General features: G+C 74.6%; 14 protein-coding genes. 7 read left to right on the plus strand and 7 right to left on the minus strand.

Features of this window, described 5'->3' with window-relative positions; all coding sequences use genetic code 11:
• Nucleotides 1-304: 304 nt before the first annotated feature.
• Nucleotides 305-2,737, minus strand: a complete 2,433-nt coding sequence (locus ACFY0O_RS09190) for an ABC transporter family substrate-binding protein (protein WP_388944709.1) — start codon at nt 2,735-2,737, stop codon at nt 305-307.
• Nucleotides 2,738-3,096: 359 nt separating this feature from the next.
• Between ACFY0O_RS09190 and ACFY0O_RS09195 the strand changes: the two genes are divergently transcribed.
• From ACFY0O_RS09195 to ACFY0O_RS09225, 7 genes are all read left to right on the plus strand, one after another.
• Nucleotides 3,097-3,321, plus strand: coding sequence for a hypothetical protein (locus ACFY0O_RS09195; protein ID WP_388944712.1), 225 nt, complete (start codon nt 3,097-3,099; stop codon nt 3,319-3,321).
• 93 nt (nt 3,322-3,414) lie between these two features.
• A complete protein-coding gene (locus tag ACFY0O_RS09200) occupies nt 3,415-4,239 on the plus strand; it encodes a hypothetical protein (protein ID WP_388944714.1) in 825 nt (274 codons plus the stop codon).
• 1 nt (nt 4,240) lies between these two features.
• Nucleotides 4,241-6,142: a fumarate reductase/succinate dehydrogenase flavoprotein subunit gene (locus ACFY0O_RS09205; protein WP_388944716.1), complete on the plus strand. Its 1,902-nt coding sequence runs from the start codon at nt 4,241-4,243 to the stop codon at nt 6,140-6,142.
• Complete coding sequence (locus tag ACFY0O_RS09210; RefSeq protein ID WP_358894252.1) at nt 6,139-6,921, plus strand: succinate dehydrogenase/fumarate reductase iron-sulfur subunit; 783 nt, start codon at nt 6,139-6,141, stop codon at nt 6,919-6,921. Before ACFY0O_RS09205 ends, ACFY0O_RS09210 begins: the two co-directional genes overlap by 4 nt.
• A gap of 55 nt (nt 6,922-6,976) precedes the next feature.
• On the plus strand, nt 6,977-10,195 hold the full coding sequence (locus tag ACFY0O_RS09215) for a protein kinase (RefSeq protein WP_388944719.1): 3,219 nt from the start codon (nt 6,977-6,979) through the stop codon (nt 10,193-10,195).
• Nucleotides 10,196-10,473: 278 nt separating this feature from the next.
• Nucleotides 10,474-12,546, plus strand: a complete 2,073-nt coding sequence (locus ACFY0O_RS09220; protein ID WP_388945574.1) for a TPM domain-containing protein — start codon at nt 10,474-10,476, stop codon at nt 12,544-12,546.
• 33 nt (nt 12,547-12,579) lie between these two features.
• A complete protein-coding gene (locus ACFY0O_RS09225; RefSeq protein WP_388944722.1) occupies nt 12,580-13,296 on the plus strand; it encodes a PspA/IM30 family protein in 717 nt (238 codons plus the stop codon).
• Nucleotides 13,297-13,305: 9 nt separating this feature from the next.
• On the opposite strand, the gene ACFY0O_RS09230 is transcribed toward ACFY0O_RS09225, so the two are convergent.
• The 6 genes from ACFY0O_RS09230 to ACFY0O_RS09255 all read right to left on the minus strand — a co-directional run bounded on the left by ACFY0O_RS09230 (nt 13,306) and on the right by ACFY0O_RS09255 (nt 19,610).
• Nucleotides 13,306-15,924, minus strand: a complete 2,619-nt coding sequence (locus tag ACFY0O_RS09230) for a SpoIIE family protein phosphatase (RefSeq protein WP_388945577.1) — start codon at nt 15,922-15,924, stop codon at nt 13,306-13,308.
• A 190-nt stretch (nt 15,925-16,114) separates the two neighbouring features.
• Nucleotides 16,115-16,543, minus strand: a complete 429-nt coding sequence (locus ACFY0O_RS09235) for an ATP-binding protein (RefSeq protein ID WP_358895477.1) — start codon at nt 16,541-16,543, stop codon at nt 16,115-16,117.
• Between the two features lie 154 nt (nt 16,544-16,697).
• Nucleotides 16,698-17,120, minus strand: coding sequence for a (deoxy)nucleoside triphosphate pyrophosphohydrolase (locus tag ACFY0O_RS09240; RefSeq protein ID WP_388944724.1), 423 nt, complete (start codon nt 17,118-17,120; stop codon nt 16,698-16,700).
• Nucleotides 17,121-17,164: 44 nt separating this feature from the next.
• Nucleotides 17,165-17,365, minus strand: coding sequence for an SPOR domain-containing protein (locus ACFY0O_RS09245; RefSeq protein ID WP_388944727.1), 201 nt, complete (start codon nt 17,363-17,365; stop codon nt 17,165-17,167).
• Between the two features lie 194 nt (nt 17,366-17,559).
• Entirely contained in the window at nt 17,560-18,312 is a 753-nt protein-coding gene (locus tag ACFY0O_RS09250) for a GntR family transcriptional regulator (RefSeq protein ID WP_388944730.1), read from the minus strand.
• A 149-nt stretch (nt 18,313-18,461) separates the two neighbouring features.
• Nucleotides 18,462-19,610 carry a septum formation family protein gene (locus ACFY0O_RS09255; RefSeq protein WP_388944732.1) on the minus strand — a complete coding sequence of 383 codons (1,149 nt, stop codon included), beginning with the start codon at nt 19,608-19,610 and terminating at the stop codon, nt 18,462-18,464.
• Between the last annotated feature and the right edge of the window lie 92 nt (nt 19,611-19,702).

Genomic DNA, 19,702 nt, shown 5'->3' on the forward strand with positions numbered 1-19,702 from the left:
CTGCCGGGCGGAAACCTGCCACGGCCTTACCCCATCGTACGTCGAACGGCGGGAACCGCCTGCCGGGGGGGCTGTCAAGGGGCCGGACGACTGAGGACGGCCGGGGGGTGGGTGGGGGTTCCCGGCTGTCTGCACTACGGGGAGGGAGCGGGTGTTCCTGCGGGTCAACGGGTACGCACGACCTTGCCCGCCGGGCATCCGGCGGGCAAGGAACTTGAGTCACTTCTGAGCTTGCTACCCGCCGGTCAACCCGACAGGCCCCGTTTTTTCACCACTTCTTCGCCGGGCGTCTTCCGGCCACCGGCTACTTCTCCTTCGCGTCCTTCGCGCCCTTCGCGGCCGGCGGCTTCTTCCAGCCGATGTCCTGGAAGCGCGGCGCCCCGAGCCCGAAGGCGCCGGCGTTCGCCAGCCCCGGCTTGGCCGCGACCAGCTCCGGGCGCTGGTAGAGGGGGATCGACCCGGCCTCGGCCCAGATCCGGGCGTCCGCCTTGCGCATCAGGTCGCGGGCCTTGCCCTCGTCCAGCTCCCCGGCCGCCTGGTCGAACAGCTGGTCGATGTGGTCGGTGCCGACCCGGGTGTAGTTCTGCTCGACGAGCAGCGAGCCGTCCGCCGCCGGCTCCGGCTTCGCGAAGATCGGCCGGGCGTCGGTGGCCGGGAAGGCCGTGGCCGGCCAGGAGTACAGGGCCAGGTCGTACTGGCCCGAGGCGACGTGGTCCTTGAAGAAGCTCTCGTCGGGCACCTTGGTCACCTGGGTGTTGATGCCGATCTTCCGCAGCGTCTGGGAGATCCGGTCGCCGACCGCGCGCAGGGCCTCCGAGCCGGGACCGGCCGGCATCACGAAGCGCAGGTTGAGCTGCTTGCCGTCCTTGGCGAGCATGGCGCCCGAGGTGCGGGGGGCGGTCTGCTTGACCGGGGCCGGGGCCGGGGTGGCCTTGGCGGGCTCCTTGGCGTCCTCCCCCTCGCCGTCGGCCTCCGCCTTCGCCTTCGCCGCGGCGGCGGCGGCCGCGCGCTTGCCGTCCTCGATGGCTCCCGCCTGCGTGAGCAGGGCGTCCTCCTGCTGGGCGGCCAGGGAGGACGGGGCCAGCACCGGCGAGACCCCCGTGCGCAGGCCGCCCGGGGCGAAGGCGATCCCCTCGTCGACGAGCTGCTCCCCGAAGTCGACCCGGCCCTCCTGGAACACGTGCGGGCCCGCGCTCGGGGCGCCCCGATGGCCCGCCCGGCCCTGGCGGTCCGGCCGGTCCCGGCGCACGGCGCCGTTGCGGCCGTCGTCCTGGCCCACGATGTAGAGCCCGTCGTTGCCCGTGCCGTCGCCCGGCCCGGGCTTGACGCCCGCCCGGGTCTTGGAGTCGTCCGTCGCCCCCTCGCCCTCCGGGCCCGCCTTCGCCTCCGGCTCGGTCAGCTTGCCGCCCTTGCGCCAGCCCGCGTCCGCGAGGAGGGCCTGGGCCGCGTGGGTGTCCGTACCGCCGAGGGCCTCGCTGTTGTCCGCGTACGCGAGCTGCCCGGCCAGGGCCAGGTGACTGCCTACCGGCTTCGCCGGCAGGCCCAGCGGCTTCAGGACGATCTCCGCCAGCTGCTTGCGGTCCAGCGCCCGGGCGATCGCCCGGCGCACCCGCTCGTCGGCCAGCGGACCCGACGCCCCGTTCATCGCCAGCTGGGTGTACGAGGCCTCCAGCGACTTGCGGACCTCGAAGCCGCGCAGCGCCGACTGCTCGTCCGCGTACTGCTTCACCGCCTCGGCAGCCTTCTGCCGGCTCTCCTGCTCCTCCTTGGCCTTCGCCTCGTCGGTACCGTGGGCCAGCGCCCAGGAGAGGGTGGCCTGCGCCGGGGTGAGCGAGGCTCCCGGACCGTGGCTGCCGTCGGTGCCGCCCGCGTCGCGGTGCGCGAGGGCGATGCGGTCGGCGCCCGCCCGGTCGACCTCCGCCAGGTCCACCTTCCCTGCCGCCAGCGCCGCCGGCCGCCCGGCCCGCGGGACCGCCGTCAGGACCAGGGTGTCCAGCTTGGCGGGCCGCCCCCACCAGCGGGGGTTGCGGGTCAGGGCCGCCGTGCCGGTCTTCTTGTCGAGGGCCCCGAGGTTGAAGGGGCCGGCCGTGACCTTGAGGGCGCCCCGGGCGCCCTCGTTGAAGGCCTCCGGGGTGCCCATGACCTGCTTCGGGTAGAGCGGGCTGAACAGGGAGCGCCAGTCCGCGTACGGGCGGTTGAAGGTGACCTTGACCTCCAGGTCGGACTTGCCGCGCTCGATCTTCTCGATCCGCTCGTAGCCGGCGTTGCGGGCCGTCCAGTACGCCGAGTCCTTGCCGTTCAGGGCCCGCCACTGCGCCACGAAGTCGGGGGCGCCGATCTCCCGCCCGTCGCTCCACACCGCCTTCTGGTTCAGCCGGTACAGCACGACCTGCTTGGGCTCGCGCGCGACGACCTCGGCCTTCTCCAGGTAGTCGGGATTGGCCGCCGGCCGCCCCTTGGCGTCCAGCGTGAACAGCTGGGGCAGCACCGCCCCCGCGATCCGGTTGGTGGTGGCGTCCGCGTCGGCCTGGAAGCTGTTGAGGGTCTCCGGGAGGGAGTCCACCGCCCAGCGCAGGACCCCGCCGTCGGCGACCTGCTCGCGGGCCGTCAGCGCGATGTCCGGTGCGGCGGCGGCCGGACCCCCGTCGTCGTCGCCCGCCCCGCAGCCCGCGAGGAGCGGCAGCGCAAGGACTCCCGAGGTGAGGAGCGCCAAGGACCTGCGCGTTCTCTGGGTCATGGGTGATACCTCCGGGGCGGGGCGTGGAGCCGTGAAAGCGGGGGGTCTTGATCACGTTCGGCGGTATATGGAGCTGATCACACTGGTGCCGGAATCCACTGAAATCGACGGCCCGCCGGGTCCTCCGGACCGGACCCGCGCCACGCCGCGAAGCCCACCCGTGCGGACCAATCCCGGTTGCGTCCCGGACGGGCGTTCCCTCGTTCGAGGGATGAAAATGGGGGCAGGGAGGGGCGCACGGTTTGCGCCTGCGCGCCCGGAATCGCTGCACGTCCCTTCACAACCGGGGACGGGAGGCGCGACACTCGCAGGCGCCCGTGAGCGTTGCCACCGCACCCCCGCGGAAGTGAGGTCACGTCATGTCCCTGCAAGACGATCTGACCGCCGTACGACGCAACCTGAACGAGCTGGTCCGCTCCGTGGAACGGCTGGAGCAGGACGTCGCCCGGCAGTCGCCGGCCGCCGCCACCAGGCCCTCCGGCCCGTCCGGGATGGTCACCGTCCCGGACACCCCGTACGACCAGTCCAAGTGGACGGACACGGACGACGAGGGCCTCGGCGTCCGCGATCGCCGCGCGCCCTGATCCACTACCGTCCCCGCACTCCCATCTGGCCCGGCCGCGCGAGCGGCCGGGCCTCCTGGGCCACCCCTCATCGCACTCCACCCGGAGTTCTCCTTGGCCACAGGCACGGAACCACCCCGACAACGGCCCGGCGGGGTCCACTCCCCCTCCCGGGCCGCGATCACGGCCCGGCACCTGCGCACCGACCGGTGGTGGCTGGCCCCCGCCGGCACCGCGGCCGGGCTGCTCGCCTTCGTCGTCTACTCGACGTGGCGGGCGTTCGCGAACGCCCACTACTACGCGGCCCCCTACGTCTCCCCGTTCTACTCCCCCTGCCTGGCGGAGAACTGCGAGACGATGCGCGGCGGCCCCAACCTCGACCTGTTCGGAAGCTGGTGGGGCCTGTCCCCCGCCCTGCTCATCCTGGTCTTCCCCCTCGGCTTCCGCCTGACCTGCTACTACTACCGCAAGGCCTACTACCGCGGCTTCTGGGCCTCACCCCCCGCCTGCGCGGTCGCCGAACCGCACACCGGGTACACGGGCGAGACCCGCTTCCCGCTGATCCTGCAGAACGCGCACCGCTGGTTCTTCTACGCGGCGGTCCCGGTCGCGGGCATCCTCACGTACGACACCGTGCTGACCTTCCGCGACGGGCACTACGCGTGGGGGCACATGGGCCTGGGCACCCTGCTGTTCCTGGTCAACATCACGCTGATCTGGGCCTACACCCTCTCCTGCCACTCCTGCCGGCACATCATGGGCGGCCGCCTCAAGCACTTCTCCGCGCACCCGGTGCGCTACCGCCTGTGGAGCTGGGTCGGCCGACTCAACACCCGCCACATGCAGCTCGCCTGGGCCTCCCTGATCAGCGTGGCCCTCTGCGACTTCTACGTGTACCTGCTGGCCACCGGCGCCTTCACCGACCCGAGGATCTTCTGACATGACCGAAGTCGACCGGCAGCAGTGGGACGTGGTCGTGGTCGGGGCGGGCGGTGCCGGGCTGCGGGCCGCGATCGAGGCCCGGGAGCGGGGCGCCCGTACGGCGGTGATCTGCAAGTCCCTCTTCGGCAAGGCCCACACCGTCATGGCGGAGGGCGGGATCGCCGCCTCCATGGGAAACGCCAACGCGCACGACAACTGGCAGGTCCACTTCCGCGACACCATGCGCGGCGGGAAGTTCCTCAACCAGTGGCGGATGGCCGAGCTGCACGCCAAGGAGGCCCCGGACCGGGTGTGGGAGCTGGAGACCTGGGGCGCGCTCTTCGACCGGACGCCCGACGGGAGGATCTCGCAGCGCAACTTCGGCGGCCACGAGTACCCGCGCCTCGCGCACGTCGGCGACCGCACCGGCCTGGAGCTGATCCGCACCCTCCAGCAGAAGATCGTCCAGCTCCAGCAGGAGGACTTCCGGGAGCACGGGGACCACGAGGCCCGGCTCAAGGTCTTCCAGGAGTGCACCGTCACCCGCGTGCTGAAGGACGGGGAGAGGGTCGCGGGGACCTTCTGCTACGAGCGCGAGAGCGGACGCTTCTTCGTCCTGGAGGCCCCGGCGGTGGTGCTGGCCACGGGCGGGATCGGCAAGTCCTTCAAGACCACCTCCAACTCCTGGGAGTACACCGGCGACGGCCACGCGCTGGCCCTGCTCGCCGGAGCGCCGCTGCTCAACATGGAGTTCGTCCAGTTCCACCCCACGGGCATGGTCTGGCCCCCGTCCGTGAAGGGCATCCTCGTCACCGAGTCGGTGCGCGGCGACGGCGGGGTGCTGCGCAACAGCGAGGGCAAGCGGTTCATGTTCGACTACGTCCCGGACGTCTTCAAGGAGAAGTACGCCGAGACGGAGGAGGAGGGCGACCGCTGGTACGAGAACCCGGACGACAACCGGCGCCCGCCCGAGCTGCTGCCCCGTGACGAGGTCGCGCGGGCCATCAACGCCGAGGTGAAGGCGGGCCGCGGCTCCCCGCACGGCGGGGTGTTCCTGGACGTGTCCACGCGCATGCCCGCCGAGAAGATCAAGCGGCGGCTGCCGTCGATGTACCACCAGTTCAAGGAGCTGGCGGACGTGGACATCACCGCCGAGCCGATGGAGGTCGGGCCGACCTGCCACTACGTGATGGGCGGGATCGCGGTCGACTCGGACACCGCCGCCACCGTCGGGGTGCCGGGTCTGTTCGCGGCCGGCGAGGTCGCGGGCGGCATGCACGGCTCGAACCGGCTGGGCGGCAACTCCCTCTCCGACCTGCTGGTCTTCGGACGGCGGGCGGGCCTGCACGCCGCGGAGCACGCGGCGGCCGGCGGCGAGCGGCCGACGGCCTCCCAGGAGCAGATCGACGCCGCGGCCGCCGAGGCGCTGGCCCCCTTCCACGCCGACGAGGGCGCGGAGAACCCGTACACGCTCCACCAGGAGCTCCAGACGACCATGAACGACCTGGTCGGCATCATCCGCCGCGAGGCGGAGATGGCGGAGGCCCTGGAACGGCTCGCCGCCCTGCGGGCCCGGGCCGCCCGCGCCGGGGTCGAGGGGCACCGGCAGTTCAACCCGGGCTGGCACCTCGCGCTGGACCTGCGGAACATGCTGCTGGTCAGCGAGTGCGTGGCCCGGGCCGCCCTGGAGCGCACCGAGAGCCGGGGCGGGCACACCCGCGAGGACCGTCCGGCGATGGAGCGGGCGTGGCGGCCGGTGAACCTGCTGTGCCGGCCCGTCGACCCGGCCCCCGCCGATCCGGCGGCCGACCGGATCGCCCTGGAACACGTACGGACCGAGCCGATCCGCCCCGACCTGCTGGCGCTGTTCGAGAAGGACGAGCTGGCCAAGTACCTGGCCGAAGAGGAGCTCTACGGATGACCACCTACGACGCCCGCTTCCGGGTCTGGCGGGGCGACGCGGAGGGCGGGGACCTGCGGGACTTCACCGTCGAGGTGCACGACGGCGAGGTGGTCCTGGACATCGTCCACCGGCTCCAGGCCACCCAGGCCCCGGACCTCGCGGTGCGCTGGAACTGCAAGGCGGGCAAGTGCGGTTCGTGCAGCGCGGAGATCAACGGGCGGCCGCGGCTGATGTGCATGACCCGCATGTCGGTGTTCGACCGGGCGGAGACGGTCACGATCACCCCGCTGCGGGCCTTCCCGGTGGTGCGGGACCTGGTGACGGACGTGTCGTTCAACTACGAGAAGGCGCGGTCGGTCCCGGCGTTCGTGCCGCCGGCCGGGCTGGCGCCGGGCGAGTACCGGATGCAGCAGGTGGACGTGGAACGCTCGCAGGAGTTCCGCAAGTGCATCGAGTGCTTCCTGTGCCAGGACACCTGCCACGTGGTGCGCGACCACGAGGAGAACAAGCCCGCCTTTGCGGGACCGCGGTTCCTGATGCGGGTCGCCGAGCTCGACATGCACCCGCTGGACGCGGCCGAGGAGGCGGGCCTGGACCGCAAGCGGACGGCCCAGGAGGAGCACGGGCTGGGCTACTGCAACATCACCAAGTGCTGCACGGAGGTCTGCCCGGAGGGCATCAAGATCACTGACAACGCCCTGATCCCGCTGAAGGAGCGGGCCGTGGACCGCAAGTACGACCCGCTGGTGTGGCTGGGCAGCCGGATCAGGCGTCGTTCGCCCTCCGACCCCCGGTAGTTCACTTCACGGTGGAGAATGCCCCCTGGACGACCGTCGACCGTCGAATGACGTGGTGTCAGGGGGCTTCGCGGTGCGGGTGGGGGAACTGCTGGCGGACCGGTACCGGCTGGAGCGCCGGCTCGGTGCGGGCGGCATGGGCGAGGTGTGGGCGGGGCACGACCTGGCCCTGGACCGGCCGGTGGCGGTGAAGGTGCTGCTGGAGGCGGCCACCGACCCGGAACTGATCGCCCGCTTCCGGCGGGAGGCCACCATCGGGGCGCGGCTCCAGCATCCGGGGATCACCGTGGTGCACGACGTTGGGCAGCACGAGGGACGGCTGTTCATCGTGATGGAGCTGCTGCCCGGCGAGGACCTGGGGGCGGTGCTCGCGCGGGAGCGGGGCGGGCTGCCGGTGGCGCGGGCGGTGGAGCTGGCCGCGCAGACGGCGGAGGCGCTGGCCGCCGCGCACGAACGGGCGGTGGTCCACCGGGACCTCAAGCCGCAGAACCTCTTCCTGCTGCCCGGCGGCCGGCTCAAGATCTGCGACTTCGGCATCGCGCACTCCGCGGACGCGACGGCCGGCTGGACGGTGACGGGCCGGATGTTCGGCACGCCGCCGTACATGGCGCCCGAGCAGTGGCGGGGCGAGCACGTGGACGCCCGCTGCGACCTGTACGCCCTGGGGTGCGTGCTGTACGCCCTGCTGAGCGGCGAGCCGCCGTTCGGCCAGAGCGAGGGCCCGTACGTCCTGATGCGCCGCCACATCGAGGACCCCCCGCCGCCGCTGCGGGAGGCGGGGGTGGTGGTACCGGCGGAGCTGGAGGCGTTGCTGGCGGCCCTGCTGGCGAAGTCCCCGGCGGACCGGCCGGGGTCGGCGGAGGCGGTGGGGGCGACGCTCCGGGAGCTGGCGCCGGGCATCGGGCGGCGCGGGGCGGCGCTCCGCGCGCCGGGGGGCGGGGGCGCCGGGGGCGGGGGCCGGGCGGGTTCCGGGACGGGGGTCGGGGTCGACGGCTCGGGCTTCGGTGCCGGTGAGGGCCGGGCCGGTTCCGGGACGGGGGCGGGTGCCGAGGGCCGGGCGCCGGGCGACGCGCCGGGTTCGGACACCGGCGGGAGCCGGGCGGCGGACGGCGGCGAGGCCGCGGAACCAAGGCCGGACGGCCGCCCTGACCTGGGCGGCGGCCAGGAGCCGGGCGGCTCGGGCGGTGAGGGCCGGCTCGGTCAGGGCGCCCTCGTCGCGCTGGTGCGGGAACTACTGGCCGAGGCCGAGGAGGCACTGGGCGGGCTGCCCGCCGGGGCCGGGGAGGCCCGGGTCGAGGGGCTGGCGCTCGCCGCCGAGGCGGCGGCTCGGTTCGACGCCGGACTCGCGGCGCGGCTGCTCGCGGACGCCGAGCGGTGGGCGTGGGCCGACGGCGGCGGGGACGGCGCCCGGGTGGCCGGGCTGCTGACGGGGCTGGCCCGGCGGATCTCGCGGGACGCCCCCGCACGCACCGAACGGGTCCTCACCGACGCCCAGCAGGCCCTGTTCCCGGTGTTCGGGCCGCGCCGCGCGAGCCGGCTGCGCAAGGTCGCGGAGGAGCTGGCGGCGGTGGCCCCCGACCGCGGGGTGCGGCTGGCCCGGCGGCACTTCCCCGGCAGCGCGGCGGAGGAGGCGGTGCTGGCCCGGGCCGCCCTGGCGAGCGCCCCCACCGACCTGGCCCGGGCCGAGCGCTGGCTGGCCCGGATACCGAGCGCGGCGGTCCGTGCGGCCACCGAGTCCAAGGCCGTCACCGCCGTCGCCCGGCAGGACCTGCCCGCCGCCCTGCGACTGGCCGCGCGGATCCCCGTCGGCGGGTCCAGGGTGCGGGCGCTGTGCCGGGTGGCGGGCGAACGCCTGGCCGTCGGGGACCGGGCCGGCGCCGCCGACGCCCTCGACCGGGCCGAGGAGGCCCTGGCCGAGCTGGCGGCGGGGCCCGGGCAGCGGGAGGAGGTGGAGGCGGCCCGTGGCGCCCTGAAGGCCGCCCGGGAACTGAACGCCGAGGGCCACCGCCCGGTGCTGGAGCCGGCCACCGCCCGTGAGCGGGCCGCCGCCGCGCGGGAGCTCGCCGAACCGGCCGAGCGGGGCCGCGAGCTGGCCTGGATCGCCCGGGACTGCGCGGCGGGCGCGCCCTGGCTGGAGCCGGCCGCCGCCGACCCCGGCACGCGCCCGCCGCACTCCGTGACCTCGGGGCCGGGCAGGGCCGGCGGACTCCCGGCCGGTCCGGGTGCGACGCGGGCGGAACGCTGGCGGGCCGAGGGCGCCCGGCCGGACGTGCTGCACGCGGCCGGGCAGCGGGTGGTGTGGACCTCCGGCTCCGAGGTGGGGTGCGCGGAGGCCGACTCCGGCACCACCCGCTGGACGGCGTACGCCGACGAGGGCGTGGCGGCCCGCCCGCTGCCGGAGCCGGAACGGGTGTGGTGCGCGGCCGACGCCGACACCGTGTGCGTGGTGGTGGAGTCGGACGGCGGGCCGGGCGCCCGCCTGGTGGTCCGGGAGCCGGCGGACGGGCGCGTGCGGTGGTGGCGGGAGCTGCCCGGGCGGCCCGCGCTGACGCCCGCGCCCGGTCTGCTGCTCCTGGCGGCGGACGGAGAGCTGAGCGCCCTGCGCAAGGACACCGGCGAACGGGTGTGGCGGCAGCCGCTGCCGGAGTCGGACCCGCGGACGGTGACGGTGTCGGGCGAGTGCCTCGTCCTCGGCGACGGCCGCCAGCTGCGCGCCCTGCACCTGCCGACCGGCTCACCGCTGTGGTCCTGGCCGCGCGGCTACGGCGCCGGGGCGCGGGAGGTCCCCGACCTGCCGGCGGGGACGGTGCACGTGCTGGACGGGGGCGTCGCGCGCGCCCTGGACCGGCGCAGGGGCTACGAGCTGTGGCGCTTCGAGCCCGGCGCGGCGGCGGACCGGCTGCTGGTCGAGGACGGGGCGGTGTACGTGGCCGCGTACCGGCCGGAACACGGCTGGGACACGGTGTTCGCCCTGGACGCGGGCAGCGGGGCGGTCCGCTGGCAGCAGCCGGTCACCCGGCGCGAGGGCACGGAGTGCGTCCTCGAACTGCTGGGCGTCCGCCGGGGGATGCTCTACGTCCGCTCGACCCACGGCGGCCGCCGCGGCCTCCTGGGCCGCGGGGCACCCCCGTTCGTCACGGCCCTGGAGACGGCCTCGGGGCGAGCCCGCCGCGTATGGGAACACGAGGCGGCGTCAGGCCCGGCGGTGGCCTTGGCGGCCGACACCCTGGTGGCGGCGACCCCCCTGCTGACGGGGATGACCCTCCCGGGGTGACCGGGGCGGCGCGGGCGCCATGCCTCCCGGCGCGGGCCCGCTTCGCCGGGTGCGGCTGGGTGGGCCGGGTGCGGGATCCCGCCGGGCGGGACCGGAGGCTGAGTCTGGCGCCGCCACCGCCCGCCCCCCCTCGCGGGGCGAGAGCGGGCCGGCACGACAGGGCCCCCGCCCCTCTCCAGGTGCGGGGGTGCATAACCGCCCATACGCTCCCATACGTGCACCCCTCCAGAAGCCGGGCCCGGGCGCGAGGTCGCTGTGTGTTGCGGCTTGGCGTCGTGTTGCTGGTGGTTGGCGGGTGGGTGGGGGTCGGGGGTGGGGTGGAGGCTCGGGCCGAGGATCCCGTGGCGTTGGAGCAGGGGCAGATCACCGACCGGGTGGGGGCCCTCGGGGCCCGGCGGGCCGCCGTCGCCGCCGCGCTGGAGCGGCTGTACTCCGACCGGCGGATCCAGCTGTTCGTCACCTACGTGCACGACTTCTCCGACCGCTCCCCCCAGAGCTGGGCCGACGCCACCGCCCAGAAGAACGGCTTCGGGCAGGACGACGTGCTGCTCGCGGTGGCCACCGGCACACGCCAGTACGCCTATTCGGCGGACGTCGACTCCGGTTTCACCCAGGCGCAGCTCACCGATGTCGCCCGTACCGCCATCGAGCCCGCCCTGCGGCAGAACGACTGGGCGGGGGCCGCCATCGGCGCGGCCGACGGCTACGACGCGGTGCTCGGCGGCAAGCGCGTCCCGGTGCCCGCCATCACCCCCGGTCCGGCGAACCCGGGCGGGGGCGCGGCGCGGAGGGAGGGCGGCGGGGTCGGGGACTACGTGCTCCCGGTGGTCGCGGTCGGTGCGGCCGGGGCGCTCGGGGCGTACACGCTGAGCCGACGGCGGAAGCGCGGCGCCGGGGCCGGGGGGCGGGGGACGGCTACCGCGCACCCCGGGTGGGACGGGCGGCGGGCGGAGCCGGCTCCGCTCCCGGAGGTGGACGGGCGGGCCAGGACCCTGCTGGTGGAGACCGACGACGCGGTGCGGACCAGCACCGAGGAGCTCGGTTTCGCCGCGGCCCAGTTCGGTGACGAGGCCGTGACCTCCTTCACCTCGGCGGTGGAGTACGCGAAGGGTGAGCTGACGCAGGCGTTCCGGCTGCGCCAGCAGCTGGACGACGCCTACCCCGAGGACGACGCCACCCGCCGCCGGATGCTGGAGGAGATCCTGGCCCGCTGCGCGGAGGCGAACCGGCGGCTGGACGCCGAGTCGGCGGCCTTCGACCGGCTGCGGGACCTGGAGAAGAACGCCCCGCGGGCCCTGGCCGCGGTCGAGGCCCGCTTCCGGGAGCTGACCGGGCGGACGACGACGGCCACGGCCACCCTGACGGCCCTGGCCGGCCGGTACGCGGAGTCGGCGTCGGCTCCGGTGGCCTCCCACGCCGAACAGGCGAAGGACCGGCTGCTGTTCGCGACGACCAGTCTCGGTGAGGCGCGGGCGGCGCTGGACGGCGGGGACAGCGGCCGGGCGGCGGTGCACGTGCGGGCCGCCGAGGGGGCGGTGGACCAGGCGGCGACGCTGGTGAACGCGGTGGAGCGGCGTGCGCAGGAGCTGGCCGAGGCCGCCGGGAAGCTGCCGGGCGCCCTCACCGAGACGGAGACGGACCTCGCCGACGCGCGCGGCCTGCTGACCGGCACCACGGCGGGCCCCTCCACGGCGGACCTGCGGGGCCGGATCGGCCGGGCGGAGTCCGTGCTGGCGGACGTGCGGCGGGAGGAGGCGGCTGGCCGGTACGACCCGATCGACGCGCTGCGCCGGGTCGAGGAGGCCGACGCGGCGCTGGACGAGGCCCTGGCGGGGGCGCGGGAGCAGGAGTCGGGGCGGCGGCGGGCGGCGGCCCTGCTGGACCGGGCCCAGTGGTCGGCCCGCACTGCGATCGGCGCGGCGACGGACTACGTCACCACCAGCCGGGGTGCCGTGGGCAGCGAGGCCCGCACCCGGCTGGCGGAGGCGCAGCGGCGTCTGGAGCGGTCGGTGTCCCTGGCGGACGAGGACCCGGCGGGCGCGCTGGCGGAGGCTCAGCGGGCGGACTCCCTGGCGCGGGAGGCGCAGGGGCTGGCGGAGCAGGACGTACGGGCGTACCGGAACCCGTACGCCGGCCAGCGGGCCGGCGGCGGGCGGGGCGGGGCGGTGCTCGGCGGCATCATCCTCGGCGAGCTCCTGCGCGGCGGCGGCCGGGGCGGCTTCGGCGGAGGCGGAGGCGGCGGCGGGGGCGGGGGCGGGGGCTTCGGCGGCGGAAGCGGCAGCGGAAGCGGCCCGGGTTCCTTCGGCGGCGAGGGCACCCGGGGCCGCATGGGCGGCGGCGGCCGCTTCTGAACGGCGTACCCACCCCCTCTGGAGGACCCACCCATGAGCAAGCAGAGCATCCTCGGCCGTGTCACCCAGCTCGCTAAGGCCAACGTCAACGCGCTGCTGGACCAGGCGGAGGATCCGCAGAAGATGCTCGACCAGCTGATCCGCGACTACGCGAACAACATCTCGGAGGCCGAGCAGGCGGTGGCCGCCACCATCGGGAACCTGCGGATGATGGAGGCCGACCACCAGGAGGACGTGGACGCGGCGGCCGAGTGGGGCGCGAAGGCGGTCGCGGCGAGCCGGAAGGCGGACGGGCTGCGGGCGTCGGGGGCGACGGTGGAGGCGGACCGGTTCGACGGCCTGGCGAAGGTGGCGCTGGGCCGGCAGATGCGGTCGGAGAGGGAGGCGGAGGTGTCGGCGCCGGTGATCGCCGCCCAGACGGAGGTGGTCGACAAGCTCAGGGCGGGGCTGGCCTCGATGAAGGACAGGCTGGCGGAGCTCCAGGCCAAGCGGGACGAGCTGGTGGCGCGGGCGCGGACGGCGCGGGCGCAGAACACGATGTTGGACGCCGTGAAGGACATCGACGTGCTGGATCCGGCGAGCGACCTGCACCGCTTCGAGGAGAAGGTGCGGCGGGAGGAGGCCATGGCCCTGGGCCGGCAGGAGTTGGCGGCGTCCTCGCTGGACGCGCAGTTCGAGTCGCTGGAGGAGCTGGGCCGGGCCTCGGAGATCGAGGCCCGGCTGGCCGCCCTGAAGGCGAGGACGGCGTAGGCCGCCCCCTCACCCGTACATGTCCAGCAGCTGCTCCGCCGAGAGTTCGGTGCCGGTCTCGTCCGGGGCGGCGCCGGGCATCGGGAGGGGGAGTTCGAACCAGACCGTCTTGCCCCGGTGCGTGCGCCGGGTGCCCCAGCCGGCCGAGAGCAGGCCGACCAGTTGCAGGCCCCGGCCGCCCTCGTCGGTGTCGCGGGCGCGGCGGCGGCGGGGCTGGGCGAGGTTGGCGTCCCAGACCTCGCACACCAGGGTCCGGTCGAGCAGCAGCCGGAGCCGGATCTCGCCCTCCCCGTACCGCAGGGCGTTGGTGACGAGCTCGCTGACCAGCAGTTCGGTGGTGTCGAGGAGGCCCTCCAGGCCCCAGGCGGGCAGTTTGGCGCGGGCCAGTTCGCGGGCCCGGCCCACCGAGCGGGCCTCGCGGGGGAGCTGCCAGTCGCCGACGGCTTCCACGGGCAGGCCCTGGACGCGGGCCATCAGCAGGGCGATGTCGTCCTCGCCGTGGCGGGTGTGGAGGGTGTCGAGGACCTGGTCGCAGACCTCCTCCAGCGGGCGGGCGGGGTTCGCGACGGCGCCGCGCAGTCCGCGCAGCCCCTCCTCCAGGGGGTGGTCGCGGGATTCGACGAGCCCGTCGGTGTAGAGGGCGAGCAGGGCTCCCTCGGGGAGTTCCACCTCGACCTCCTCGAAGGGTTCGCCGCCCACGCCGAGCGGCATGCCGGTGGGGATCTCCAGGAGCAGGCCGGGGCGGGGGGCGGCGCCGTCCTCGGGGGGTTCGACGAGGACCGGCGGCATGTGGCCGGCGTTGGCGATGGTGCAGCGCCGGGTGACCGGGTCGTAGACGGCGTAGACGCAGGTGGCGAGGTAGACCTCGGAGCGGTCGGCGTCGCGGGAGTGCAGGGCGGAACGGGAGGCCTGCTGGGCGCCGCCGGGGGCGCCGAGGCCACGGGCGACCTCGTCGAGGGCGGTGAGGACCTCGGCGGGTTCGAGGTCGAGGAGGGCGAGGGTGCGTACGGCGGTACGCAGTTCGCCCATGGCGACGGCGGCGCGCAGGCCGCGTCCCATGACGTCGCCGACGACCAGGGCGGTGCGGTGTCCGGGGAGTTCGATGACGTCGAACCAGTCGCCGCCGACCTCGGTGGCGGCGTTGCCGGGCAGGTAGCGGCAGGCGATGTCGAGGCCCGCGGCTTCGGGGTCGCCGGGGGGCAGCAGGCTGCGCTGGAGGATCAGGGCGCGTTCGTGTTCGCGCCGGTAGAGGCGGGCGTTGTCGATGCAGACGGCGGCGCGGGCGGCGAGTTCGACGGCGACGGCCCGGTCCCGTTCGCCGAAGGGTTCGCTGCCCTTGGTGCGGGAGAACTGGGCGAGGCCGACGACGGTGTCGTGGGCGACCATCGGGACGATGAGGGTGGACTGGACGCGGTCGTCGGATCCGCCGCCGTCGATGAGGCGGGTCCGGGCGGTGCGCAGGGCGACGGCGCCGGGTGAGGCGGCCGGGTAGCGGTGGGTCTCCCCCACGGCGGCGGGTGCGCCGGGGCCGGAGAGGGGGGCGTCGGACACGGCGGAGGCGAAGGCCACGCGCCGGAGCGGGGCGGAGGGGGCGCGGCGGGCGCCCTGGCCTGGCAGGGAGGGCAGTCCGGGGCCCTGCGGGCGGGCGGGGCGGTCGTCGTCTCCGCTCAGGAGGCCTTCGTAGAGGTCGACGGCGGCGAGGTCGCAGAAGCCGGGGACGGTGACGTCGAGGAGTTCGCGGGCGGTGGTCTCCAGGTCGAGGGAGTTGCCGATGCGGTGCCCGGCTTCGTTGAGGAGGGCGAGGTTGCGGCGGACGCCTGCGGCTTCGCGGGCGGCGAGGTGGCGCCGGGTGACGTCGGTGCCGAGGCCGGCGACGCCGATGGGGCGGCCGGTGCCGTCGTGGACGCGGTAGAGGTTGATGGACCAGTGGCGGTCGTCGCGGCTGCCGGGGGCGGCGCCGGTGATCCGCAGGTCGGTGACGGATTCGCCGGTCTCCAGGACCCGGCGCAGGGCGGCGGCCATACGGTCGGCCTCGTGTCCGGGGAGGTAGTCGTGCACGGTGCGGCCGCGGTGTTCCTCGGCGGCGCCGCCGAACACGGTGGCGAAGCGGCGGTTGGCGCGCTGCACGGTGAGGTCGGTGCCGAAGAGGAGGAACCCGAAGGGAGATTGGCCGAATATGGCCTGCGATGCGGCGAGGTCGGATTCGATGCGGCGCAGTGCGCGTACGTCGACCACGACGCAGAGCGCGGCCCGCTCGCCGGTCTCGGTCTGGGTGGGCATCACGTAGATCTCGGCCACGCCGTGCCGGCCGTCGCCGCCGGGGATGCGGAAGGGGACCAGCCCGGTCCATTCCTTGCCGTCGAGGATCTCCGCGACCTTGCGGTGTCCGCCGTCGCGCAGTTCGGGCGGCATGAAGGCCTCGACCGGATCACGGCCCACGGTCTGGGCTGCGGGAAGTCCGAACAGCTCTTCGGCGCGCAGGCTCCACTGGTCGACCAGCCCGTCCGGACCGATCGAGAACGACGCGACCTTTATGTAGTCATATATCGAGCCAGGCGGACTGCTGTGCCACAGGGAGTCGTGCCACGACCCCCCGGGCACTCGGGTCTGATGTGCCTGCGCAGGTATCTCGCTCACGCGACCGTCCCCTCCAGCTCACCGCAACCGGACCGGCCATGACCGAAGTATTCAGCACCACGGCCCCGTACGGCACGGCGTTCACGATCACAAAAGGGTCCCGTTGTTTTCCGGCCACGTCCGGCGGTCATCCCTGACGCGCTCCGGGAGACCCCTGCCGCCCTTCTCGCCCTTCTCCTTGTTACTCACCAGGAAGAGCCAACTCGAACCACACGGTTTTCCCCGACTTCCCGTGCCGGGTCCCCCAGCGGCGCGCGGAGACGGCGACGAGGTGCAGTCCGCGGCCGCCCTCGTCGTCGGCGTCGGCGACCCGTTCGCGGGGCGGATCCGGAAGCGGATCGGAGACTTCCACGAGGAGTGCCGGGCCGCCCGTGAGGCCCGGAACGGTGGGATTGCGCCGCTCCAGGCGGACTCCGATGGGACCCGAGGCGTAGCGCAGGGAATTGGTGACCAGCTCACTGACCAGCAGGACGGTCACGTCGCCGACGGCGTCCAGGCCCCAGGAGCGGAGGGCGCCGCGCACGGCGTGGCGGGCGGTGCGGACGGCACCGGGCTCGGCGGGGAAGGCCCACTCGGCACATTCACCGTCTGTGTCGATCACGCCGATCACTTCCCGGGCCACCAGCGACCCCAGTCAGGTTCGTCGGGGACGAATGGGGGACGAGATAGGGACTAATAGCGACATACCCGATATTCGGGGCGCCGTACCACCCGATCCCCCACCCACCGGCGCACTGTGGCACAGACGGCCTAGAACGGGATCCTCACGCGCTCCGGTGCGCCCCGCCCGCTCCCTGGCCGGCGAGCCTGCGGCCCGCTTCGGCGACGAAGGGCCGGTCCTGGTCGAGCCAGTCGACGGAGTCCAGCTCGTGCGGCGCGAGCCAGCGCAGCTCGTCGTGGTCCTCCAGCGGGGCGGGCTCGCCGGAGAGCAGCCGGGCGGTCCACACGTGCAGGACGAGGCCGGGCTTCAGCGGCCACTCCCCCGGGATCCGCTCCAGCGCCTCCGTCTCGACGCCGAGTTCCTCGCGCAGCTCGCGCACCAGCGCCTCGGGCACCGTCTCGCCCGGCTCGGCCTTGCCTCCGGGGAGCTCCCAGCGGCCGGCGAGCTCCGGGGGTGCGCTGCGGCGGGCCGCCAGCAGGCGCCCGTCACGACAGAGGGCTCCGCCCACGACCACGCGTACAGTCATGGACGGAGCCTATGCCAGGCCGCGTGGGGGCCTTCGATCCCGCCTCAATTCCTCGTGGCGGCCGGGCTGCTGTCCGCCTGCCCGATCCGCTCGACCCAGTAGAGCTGCTCGTGCCCCCGGTCCTCGAAGCCGTCGACGACCTTCTGGGCCTCGGCCCGGGTGGCGTACCGGCCCACCCGGTAGCGGTTGCCGTTGTCGTCCTGACGTATGACCAGCCATGGAAGCAGGGCACCGCTGTCGTTCATCGCGCTCCACCCTCCGCCGATGTTCCTGCCCAGGAAACCGCATTGCGCATATGCCCGAGCTTACGCCCGACCTTCACTGAGCGGATACGGGTTTTCACGAAGAGGTACCTGGGGGGCGTACGCATCCGGCCAGGCGTGCGAAAGCGCCGCCGGGGCTCGCGGAACGAGCCCCGGCGGCGCCGGAGAACGCGTGGTCAGCGCACGGGCAGGTGGTAGGAGAGCCGGTAGCGGTCGGCCGGGACGACCACATCGGCCGTCTCCACCGCCCGCCCCGACGCGTAGTACGTCCGCGTCACCACCAGCACCACGTGCCCCGGGACCCCGCCGAGCGTCATGTTCTCCTCGGCCAGCCCCGGCCGCGCGCCGACCTCCTCGACCACGTTGTCCACGACCACGTCGATCGCGGCCATCCGGTCGACCACCCCCGAGCCCCCCAGCGGACCCTCCTCCGGCAGCATCACCGGCGTGCGGCCGGTCACGGACAGCGGCTCCCAGGAGGTGGACAGCATCATGGCCTCACCCCCGTCCCGGAAGACGTACCGGGTCCGCATCACCCGGTCGCCCGGCTCGATGCCCAGCCGCTTCGCGATCTCCGCCGGCGCCGCCGCCTGCTCGCTGCTGGACTCCCACGTGCCGTGCGCCCCCGACTCCGCCTGCTCCTGCCGGAACGGGGTCGACGCCCCGCCCGTGCGGTAGCCGGAGCGCGCCACCCGGCGCGGAACGGGCTGCTCGCGCACGTACGTGCCCGAGCCGGAACGGCCCTCGACCAGACCCTCCGCCATCAGGACCTTGCGCGCCTCCAGCGCGACGGTATCGGACACCCCGTACTCCTCGCGGATCCGGGCCTGGGAAGGGAGCCGGGTGTGCGGGGGCAGGGACCCGTCGACGATCTTCCGCCGCAGATCCCCGGCGACACGAAGATAGGCCGGCTGCTCACCGAAAGTCACGGGCCACTCCCATCAGGTTGACAGACAGCTACACCCTGGCAACCGACTGTTGAGCTGTGCAAGTGCGGGCCAGAGTTTCACTCGATGTGATGAAGCCTGGTCACTCAAACCCGTAACCGCGCGTTACATCCGAAGGCCCTCCGACGTCCTCAGGCCGCGTCGGACGAGGGACCCCGCCCCGATCCTCCCTGACCACCCTGGAGCCACTCCGGAACCCGCGTCGACAATCCGTACGCGCCCCGCAGCGCCTTCTCCGTGCCCGTGGTCAGAGCCGCCTCCGCCGCGTCCCACGCCTGCCGGAAGTCGGCCGGCCGGGCCGCCCGCGCGGCCCGCTGCCACTGCGCGCGCGCCGCCGCCAGCTCCCCCAGCCGGGCCCCCGCCTCCGGGTGCGCGGCGGCCGCGTCGCGCAGCGCCAGTTCCTCCGCGCCCAGCGCCGCGTCCACCCGCCCGGCCCACGTCCGGTACTCCGGCAGCGCCTCGTCGAGCTCCCGCTCGGGGGCGCTGCCCAGCGCGCCGTCCGCCGCGTTGAGGGCGCTCAGGAGGGAGACCTGTTCGGGGCTCAGCATCCCGGCGTCGTTGCGCAGGCTGCCCTTGTGGTCCTGCCCCGAGGTGCCGATCAGGCAGATCAGCCGGCGGTCGCCCGCGCGCCAGGCCTCCCGCGTGGGGGCGAAGTAGTACATCTCCGCATAGCCGGGGAGCGCCCAGCTGTCCATGGCGTAGGCGTCCTGCGCCTTCCAGCAGGCGTCCGTGGCGGTGTCCTTGAGCTTCGAGGCGCCGGGGAAGGGGCCCGGGCCGAGCGTGGTCGCCGCGGTGACCTCGGCGTCGTGGACCCGGGCGCAGTCGGTGCGGTAGGTGAAGGGCGTCTCGTCCAGGAGGTCCCCGCCGGGGACGTTGAAGCAGTCGCCCGGGCGCAGCCGGCCCGTGTCGGTCAGTTGGCCCTCGACCGGCTCCGGCGCCGGCCGCGAGGAGCCCAGCCGCTCCAGGAAGGGCCGGGTGTAGCTCGCCAGCCCGTACAGCATGACCGCCGACGTCAGCAGGGAGACCACCAGGCCGACGACCGCCAGCGCCCGGCCCCGTTCGTGCCGGCGCCCGATCTGCGCCAGCGCCACCAGGGCGAAGACCACCCCGAGCGGCGGGAAGCAGAGCAGTCCGACCAGCAGGGAGGCGAGGGCGAAGCCGTTGAGCGCGGGCGGCCCGGCCGGTCCGGGCGGCGGCCCCCACCCCGGCTGCGGCGACGGCGGCGGCCAGGAGTGGCCGGGGCCGGCGGGACGGGGCGGTTGCGGGGGCGGGGTGCTCACCGGCTGAGGTGCTCCATCACGGGGCTCGGAACGGCTGCGCGCGGACGGCTCGGGCGGACGGCCCCGCGCGAACGGATGCCCGAAATAGTACG

This window comes from Streptomyces sp. NPDC001594 (assembly GCF_042893675.1).
In the GTDB taxonomy this organism is placed as follows: domain Bacteria; phylum Actinomycetota; class Actinomycetes; order Streptomycetales; family Streptomycetaceae; genus Streptomyces.

Excerpts from the sequence above, each read along its gene's own strand:
- ACFY0O_RS09205 (WP_388944716.1), top strand. The coding sequence starts at position 4,241 with ATGACCGAAGTCGACCGGCAGCAGTGGGACGTGGTCGTGGTCGGGGCG.
- ACFY0O_RS09195 (WP_388944712.1), top strand. The coding sequence starts at position 3,097 with ATGTCCCTGCAAGACGATCTGACCGCCGTACGACGCAACCTGAACGAG.
- ACFY0O_RS09190 (WP_388944709.1), bottom strand. The coding sequence starts at position 2,737 with ATGACCCAGAGAACGCGCAGGTCCTTGGCGCTCCTCACCTCGGGAGTC.
- ACFY0O_RS09225 (WP_388944722.1), top strand. The coding sequence starts at position 12,580 with ATGAGCAAGCAGAGCATCCTCGGCCGTGTCACCCAGCTCGCTAAGGCC.
- ACFY0O_RS09245 (WP_388944727.1), bottom strand. The coding sequence starts at position 17,365 with ATGAACGACAGCGGTGCCCTGCTTCCATGGCTGGTCATACGTCAGGAC.
- ACFY0O_RS09210 (WP_358894252.1), top strand. The coding sequence starts at position 6,139 with ATGACCACCTACGACGCCCGCTTCCGGGTCTGGCGGGGCGACGCGGAG.
- ACFY0O_RS09240 (WP_388944724.1), bottom strand. The coding sequence starts at position 17,120 with ATGACTGTACGCGTGGTCGTGGGCGGAGCCCTCTGTCGTGACGGGCGC.